Raw genomic sequence first — 7,375 nt, 5'->3', positions numbered from 1 at the left:
GCCGGCGAGGCACACGGCCTGGACAGCCCCATGGGAACCGCGGAGCGGACGCCCAGCCAGCCAACCACCGGCGGATGATGCCGGCCATCAGGAAGTTCGAGGCACCCAGCAGGGAAGCCGCGGTTCCTGCCTGTGCGCCATGGTTGGCCAGGGCAATCACCTGGACGCAGGGGAACATGAAGCCGGTGGCAAGGATGTAGAACCACAACGGGACCATGACGCCCCAGAGGCCGAAGCCGAGCAGATCGAACACCACAATCAATACCGCCATCAGCAGCATCCAGACCGTGGCAAACGCCATGATCCATTGCGGCGCTACCCGTTTGATGACCCTGGAGCTGATTTGGACGCCGGCGACGATGCCCAGGGAGTTGACGCCGAACAGCAGGCCGTATTCCTGCGGGGAAAAGTTGTAGACCTGTTGGAACAGGAACGTGGACGCGGAAAGGTAAGCAAACAGTCCGCCGAAGTTGAACCCGCCCACGAGCAGCATCCCGACGAAAATCCGGTCGGCGAACACAGCCTTGTAGCGTTGGCCCGCCGTCGACGTCGTCTGCCGGCGGAGTTCGGCAGGATACGTTTCCCGGATGAGGAACACAGCGGCAATGATCACCAGGATTCCGTAACTGGCCAGGAAGTAGAAGATCCCGGGCCATGGCATCACCAAGAGCAGCTGTGAACCGATGATCGGAGCCAGAATGGGCGCCAGGCCGTTCACCAGCGACATGCGGGAGAACATCCGCACCATCGCGTAGCCCGCGAAGAGGTCCCGGACCATGGCCATGGCAACCACGCCGCCACCGGCTGCACCGACGCCCATCAGGACGCGGAACAGCGCAAGCGTGCTGATGTCAGTGGACAGTGCAGCACCGAGGGAAGAACCGATGTGCAAGGCCGTTGCCAGGATCAACGGCATGCGGCGCCCGAACTTGTCGCTGAAGGGCCCCACCACCAATTGGCCAATCGCGAAGCCCACCGTTGTGCCCGTCAGCGTGAGTTGGATCGCAGCGGCTGACACGTCGAAATGATGCTCCAGCGCGGGAAACGCGGGCAGATAGAGATCCACCGTAAATGGACCCAAGGCGGTCAATGCGCCAAGCAGCAGGATATAGAGGAGTTTTTCGCGTCGACTGAGGGAATCGCCCGGTACAGGGGGAGTGTTCACGGTTATCAATCCTATGTGCGAAAGATCATATTTATCAGCGATGGCAGGGGCGCGCCGCTGGGCCGTCCCGGAAGTTGAGGCTGAAGCTGAATGGTAGTTTTGTGGACAGGTGCGCGTGGGCGGTTGTATTCGTCTCCGTGCCGGAGCCGGGTAGGAGCAAGATGGAAGCAGTGAGGCGGAACCTATGAGTGGACGTCACAGCGGCCGGGTTGGCCAACGCCCGGGCATTTCGGCGTTGCCGAACACCCTGAAACTTGCAGCCCGGCTCGCGCCGCGGCAGCTCAACGACGAAATCAGCCTCGCCAAGCTTGAACTCAAAGGCAAAGGCAAGCAGCTGGGCATTGCCGGCGCTTTTGTTGGCGTTTGCACTGATCTTTCTTTCTTTGCTTGTCATCGCCCTCGTCGTGGCGGCCATCTTGGGCTTGGCCACGGTCATGCACCCGTGGCTGGCCGCGCTCGTGGTTGCGGCGGCGTTCCTTGTGATCATTCTTATCGGGGCACTCATTGCCTTCCGCGCGTTCAAGGGGGCCATGCCGCTTGTGCCTGAGAAAACCATCCGCGGCATCAAGCACGATCTCGGCATAGTCAAGGAAGGTACGGCCTTCGACGCCAGCGTCCTCGACCCCTCGTCGGAAGCCTACAAGGCAGCGGAGGCAGCGAAAGCAGCCGCAGCCGAGAAAGCCAAGGCAGAAAAGGCCGCCAAGGCAGAAGCACACAAGGCCGAGCAACCCCCCGCCCCGAGCGAAGCTGAGCTGCTCCGCCGTCTGGAGCAGCGCCGCGAACACCTCGCCGACGTTCGCGATCAGCTCGGCGTCGAGCTCGACGTCAAGACCCAGGGGAAGGTCCTCCGTGACGTCGCCGGGCAAAAGCTCGACGACGGACGCCGGTTCGCGGCCGACAGAATCGCGGATTTCAGTGAGAAGGTTCCTGCCGGGCTGCCGGAGCGGCTCGCCGCGCGCTGGAAAGAGCTACTTCTCTTTGCCGCTTCGGCCACGGTGGCCGCAGTGGGACTGCGGAAGCTGTTCAAGAAGTAATCGGGACGGCAAGCAGCAGCGTCAGCTGCGGACTACGGAAAGGGGGACAGGTGAAATTCATCGGTGCAGGCGCACGCCCAGGCCAGCCACAGATCGACCACGATCTCATCTTCACCGTCCCCAATTTCCTGACCGTGCTCCGCTTCATGGGCGTCCCGTTGTTTGTGTGGCTGGTGCTGTGGCAAAGGGAATACGGTTTCGCCGTGCTGGTCCTCGCCATCATGGGAGGTACTGACTGGGTGGATGGCTACGTCGCGCGGCGTTTCAACCAGACCTCCAAGCTGGGCCGCATCCTCGATCCCGTCGCGGACCGCCTGGCACTCATCACCGTCGCCGTCACGCTCGCCATCGCCGGGGTAGTGGACTGGTGGTACCTGGCCGCCCTGGTGGTGCCCGACGTCGTCCTCGCCACGGCCTCATTGTTCTACTTCCATAGCCACCCCGACCTCCCGGTAAGCCGGATCGGCAAGATCCGGACGGCCTTCCTGCTCCTGGGCACCCCTCTCCTGGTCCTCTCCAAGCTCGCGATTCCCTACACCGGTGTCTATTTCGTGATCGCCTGGATCTGCCTGGGATTGGGCCTGCTAGGGCACTGGGTAGCGGCCTACAACTATTTCTGGGCAATCCTCCGCAAGGGCAAAGAGCTTAAAGCCCACGACGGCGGTCGCAGCTGATGGTCTGGTTCGCAGTCCTTCTTGCGGTGCTTGGCGCCTTCTGCCTCGCCATTGGTGCCCAGCGCCAGGGCAGCGCGGTCAAGGCGGATACCGGTGGCCTCGCCCTGAGTTCCCACGGTTTCCTGCGGCTTCTCCGAAATCCGCGATGGATGTTCGGGCTGCTTTTGCTTGCCCTGGGCATGGGCATGAACGCTATCGCCTTGGTATCGGCACCCTTGACTGTGGTGCAGCCCATCGGCGCCATCGCCTTGGTCATCACCACGGTGGTCAACGCCAAGGACCAGGGGCTCAGTATCAACCGCGGCACCGTGGTGGCGATCTCTGCCTGCGTGACGGGCTCTGCGATGTTCGTTCTCCTGGCTGTCAACGCCACCCAGGAGAACCACCATGTCAGCGGAGAGGACGAAATAACCATCGTCCTCCTGCTGGCACTCGCCGTCGGACTTTTTGGAACGTTGGCGGTCATGTTCCGGCACCGCATGAGCGCCTTTGTCTACATCCTGGGTGCCGGAGTGTTGTTTGGCTTCGTCGCGGTCCTCACACGCATCATCGGCCGGCACTTGCTCGACCCCAACGGGCATTTTCTGCTCAATGTGCAGTGGTACACCGTCGTCGCCATTGCGGCTGCCGGCGGCCTCGGCTCGTGGTTCGTGCAGAGTGCCTATTCGGGCGGGCCGCCGGATCTGGTCATCGCAGGGTTGACCGTGATCGACCCCATTGTGGGAATTGCCATCGGCATCGCGATTTTGGGTGAGCTTCGTCCCGATGTCCACGCCGTGCTGGCAATCGCCATGGCTGTGGCCGCTTCCCTTGCTATCGTTGGGGTTATTGCCCTGAGCCGGCACCATCCCGAGGTCACCAAGAGAAAGCGTGACGCGAAGGCGGCTGCAAGCCGGAAGGCCTAGGGCAGAGTTCGACAACCGTGCCCCGCACATCCGCGGCAGGCAACCGGCGAAGACACCGCAGGGCCAAACGTTTTGCTGTGTTCGCACCGTGACCATCAGGAGTTCTCCACGTGACTGTTCCCGAAACCAACAAACCCCTCACCATCCTGATCGCGGCGGAGACGTACCGCCCGCAGGTCAATGGTGCTGCTCAGTTCGGGTACCGGCTTGCCAAAGGCATGAAGGCGCGGGGACACGATGTCCACGTCCTGGCCTGCCGGGCGGACAACGGCAAGAGCTTCACCGAGTTCGGGGACGAAGGCACCGTCCACCGCTTGAAGTCCCACGGAGTCTTTACCCACGAGTACTTCCGCATCTGCTATCCCTGGGAAATCAAGAACGACATTCGACTGCTCTTCGACAGGGTGCAGCCCGACGTCGTTCACATCCAAAGCCACTACATGATCGGTGAACACGTCCTCTACGAGGCCAAGAAGCGCGGTATCCGGATCATCGCCACCAACCACTTCATGCCCGAAAACCTCAACCCGTTCCTGCCGTTCCCGCAGTGGTTCAAGGACATCATCGGGCGGGTCTCGTGGAAGGACATGGGTAAGGTCATGGGCCAGGCCGATGTTGTCACCACTCCCACGCCGCTTGCCGCGAAGGCCATGCACCAGCACGCTTTCCTTCGCAAGGTCCTGCCTTTGTCCAACGGTATCGACGCGGCGGCTTATGAACTGGCGCCGGGTGAAGAGATCGAGCCGCATGCCTACCCCACCGTTCTTTTTGTGGGCCGCCTTGCTGAAGAGAAGCACGTGGACGTCCTGATCGACGCCGTCGCCAAGACCCCCGCCGACCTCAACGTGCATCTTGAAATCGTCGGCGGCGGCGAGGTCCGTGCCGCATTGGAGGCCCAGGCCAAGCGCCTGGGGCTGGGCGGGCGGGTCAAGTTCCTTGGACTCGCGAGCGATGAGGACCTGAGGAAGGCCTACATTCGCGCTGACCTGTTCTGCATGCCCGGGACCGCCGAACTGCAGTCCCTCGTTACGCTTGAGGCGATGTCGGCGTCGACGCCGGTTCTCCTCGCCAATGCCATGGCCCTGCCGCACCTGGTGCGCGAAGGCGAGAACGGGCATCTGTTCACGCCAGGCGACAGCAACGAGTTGGCAGCCCGGATCACCGAGCTTTTCCGTCTGCCGGCCGGCGAACTCGAAGCCATGGGCAAGGCGAGCCGCGCCATGGTTGAGCCGCACAGCATCGAAGGCACCCTGCAGACGTTCGAGGACCTCTACCGCGGGGCGGGCTACGAAGACAAGGTCATCTAGTCACGTGGAGCCGGCTAGTGTGCCGCTTGGCGTCGGGAGCCGGATTGTTTTGCTAGAGTGTTTTGGCCGGGGACGCTGATAAGGGGTCCCCGCCGACTCGGGGCTATAGCTCAGCTGGTTAGAGCGCGGGACTCATAATCCTAAGGTCCTCGGTTCAAGTCCGAGTAGCCCTACACAAAATGTGCCCCTGACCTGCGGAAACGCAGATCAGGGGCTCATTCGTTTTGGAGATCTAAGGTAGCCATCCGGTCGGAATCACTCCCGACTCCGACCGAAAGCCTCCAACAGGGACGTGGGTCATCCTTGAATCCGGCCCTTGTGTGACTAGCGACGCTGGTGTAGATATCAGATCGGAGGGCAGTCATGGACATTGGGCGGGTAATCGAGCAATACCACTCGGGACTACACGTATTTGCCGAGGGCGATCCGGAGCCCATCAAGGCAATGTACGCGCGGAGCGAGGACGTGCTTCTAGCGAATCCCTTCGGCGGCTCTTCGCGCGGCTGGGATGCGGTTTCACAGGCGCTGGACTTCGCTTCATCAAACTTCCGCGATGGTAGGCCAGTTCGGTTTGAGGAAGTTTCGCGTTACGTCGGCGCAGATCTTGTCACGCTGTTCGAGCACGAGCATTGGGAGACCAAGGTGGGCGGTCGCGACGAACCGTCGCCCTTCGACTTGCGCGTTACGACCACTTTTCGGTTGGAAGGCGACGGATGGCAAGTGGTCAGTCGCCACGCCGACCCGTTGATGGCACGGCATCCCGACGGACCGATCCGCCCCACGAAGTGAGTTTTGCGATCCACGAAGGCGCAGCCGCGCCGCGCGTGAGGATCTGATCGGACTGTTCCCGCCGATGCTTTGATTCGCGGGCCAGGACGCGACCAACGAATCCGACTTTCGTTGACGAGGCTAAGGGACCTTCGGTTTCCGGGACCGATACGGCTGGACCAACGATGCAGCACCAGGGCGCTAGCTCGGCCCCGGCCACACGGCCGTCGGTGTGCCCCCGCAGCTGAAAAGCCGGGGGGCGCACCTTTTGGTGTCTGTGAACGATCAGGAGACCTGGAGGCCGCCGTTGATGTCGTACGTTGCTGCGGTGATGTAGCCCGCGTCCGCACCGAGGAGGAAACTCATCAGTGCGGCTACTTCTTCGCGGGTGCCCACGCGGCCCATCATGATCCCCTGGGACATTTCCGATTTGCGTTCCTCGGTGAGGGTGCCGCCCATGATGTCCGTGTCGATGGGACCTGGTGCGACGCAGTTGACCGTCACGCCGTGTTCGCCGACCTCGCGGCCAGAGCCGGGTGAAGCCGATGACGCCTCCTTTGGAAGCGCTGTAGGCGACCTTGGAGAAGGTGCCGCCCCCGCGCTGGGCCGAGATGGAGGAGATGCAGACGATGCGCCCGACCCTGCGTTCGATCATGCCTTTGAGGACTGCCTGGCTGACCAGGAAGGTGCCGCGCATGTTGATGTCGAATACGCGGTCCCATCCTCGACGGTCTCTTCCATGAACGGGGTGGGGTTGCTGATGCCGGCGATGTTGGCCAGGCCGACGATGGGCGGCAGTTCGGCCTCCACCTGGGCGATTGCGGTGTCCACCGAGTCCTTGTCGGACACGTCGGCGCCCAGGCCGAGCGCCCGGACGCCGTGTCTTGCGGCGATCTCATCTGCTGCGGCTTTTGCGTCGACGCCGTTGATGTCAAGGATGGCCACGGCCCAGCCTTCGCTGGCCATCCGGTCCGCGACGGCCCGGCCGATGCCCCGGGCCGATGCGGCTCCGGTGAGCACGACGGTGCGTTCGCAAGCGCTTGCGAACCAATCTTTGCGGACGTTAGGCTGATCACATGACTGTTTCCGTCCAGGCTGTCGCCGACCGCGCTGGCGTCTCGATTTCCACGGTGTCCCGAGCCCTGCGCGGGGTCCCCGGCATTTCGGAGACAACGTGCAAGCGTGTGCGGGATGCCGCTGTGGAGTTGGGGTATGTCGCGTCGCCGAGTGCGTCCCGCCTCGCGACGGGGCGCACGCGCACCGTCGCCGTTGTCGTCCCTCTTCTCACGAAGTGGTTTTTCGCCGAGGTTATTGCTGCTGCCGGGCGGGTGCTGAGCCGCGAAGGCTATGACGTCCTGTTGACTGAGCTGTCCACCGTCGAGCTGCGGGCCGGCTTCTTCGCGAGCCCGCGCCTGCACGGGCGCTCCGATGGTGCGCTCGTCGTAGCCCTTCAACTCGGGTCGGAGGAGCTCGCGTCGCTCAAGGCGCAGGGGCAGGTCCTCGCGCTTGTCGGTTCGGAGAG

Annotated in this window: 5 protein-coding genes, 1 tRNA gene and 3 pseudogenes; 7 read left to right on the top strand and 2 right to left on the bottom strand. The window is 62.9% G+C overall.

Going from position 1 to position 7,375, the window contains the following annotated elements:
* Nucleotides 1-1,165: pseudogene (locus tag AHiyo1_RS05405) on the bottom strand (multidrug effflux MFS transporter); the annotation flags it as partial.
* Nucleotides 1,166-1,349: 184 nt separating this feature from the next.
* Here AHiyo1_RS05405 and AHiyo1_RS05400 point away from each other — a divergent pair.
* The 6 genes and pseudogenes from AHiyo1_RS05400 to AHiyo1_RS05375 all read left to right on the top strand — a co-directional run bounded on the left by AHiyo1_RS05400 (nt 1,350) and on the right by AHiyo1_RS05375 (nt 5,874).
* Nucleotides 1,350-2,199 (top strand): annotated as a pseudogene (locus AHiyo1_RS05400) (phage holin family protein).
* Between the two features lie 50 nt (nt 2,200-2,249).
* Entirely contained in the window at nt 2,250-2,873 is a 624-nt protein-coding gene (locus AHiyo1_RS05395) for a CDP-alcohol phosphatidyltransferase family protein (RefSeq protein WP_059387860.1), read from the top strand.
* Nucleotides 2,873-3,778, top strand: coding sequence for a DMT family transporter (locus AHiyo1_RS05390; RefSeq protein ID WP_059387859.1), 906 nt, complete (start codon nt 2,873-2,875; stop codon nt 3,776-3,778). The genes AHiyo1_RS05395 and AHiyo1_RS05390 overlap by 1 nt, the downstream gene beginning before the upstream one ends.
* Before the next feature lie 110 nt (nt 3,779-3,888).
* Entirely contained in the window at nt 3,889-5,085 is a 1,197-nt protein-coding gene (locus AHiyo1_RS05385; RefSeq protein WP_059387858.1) for a glycosyltransferase, read from the top strand.
* 99 nt (nt 5,086-5,184) lie between these two features.
* Nucleotides 5,185-5,258 (top strand) — tRNA-Ile (locus AHiyo1_RS05380).
* Between the two features lie 190 nt (nt 5,259-5,448).
* Nucleotides 5,449-5,874 (top strand): YybH family protein, encoded by a 426-nt coding sequence (locus AHiyo1_RS05375; protein WP_059387857.1) that lies wholly within the window; start codon nt 5,449-5,451, stop codon nt 5,872-5,874.
* Nucleotides 5,875-6,138: 264 nt separating this feature from the next.
* Here the strand turns inward: AHiyo1_RS05375 and AHiyo1_RS05370 are convergent.
* Nucleotides 6,139-6,873 (bottom strand): annotated as a pseudogene (locus tag AHiyo1_RS05370) (SDR family NAD(P)-dependent oxidoreductase).
* A 56-nt stretch (nt 6,874-6,929) separates the two neighbouring features.
* Between AHiyo1_RS05370 and AHiyo1_RS05365 the strand changes: the two are divergent.
* Nucleotides 6,930-7,375, top strand: a 446-nt coding sequence (locus AHiyo1_RS05365) for a LacI family DNA-binding transcriptional regulator (protein ID WP_148667476.1), incomplete at its 3' end; no start/stop codon positions are given.

The sequence above is a fragment of the Arthrobacter sp. Hiyo1 genome, from assembly GCF_001263615.2.
GTDB lineage: Bacteria > Actinomycetota > Actinomycetes > Actinomycetales > Micrococcaceae > Arthrobacter.
Note: the sequence above shows the minus strand (reverse complement) of the source record. Positions and strands in the feature narration are given on the sequence as shown.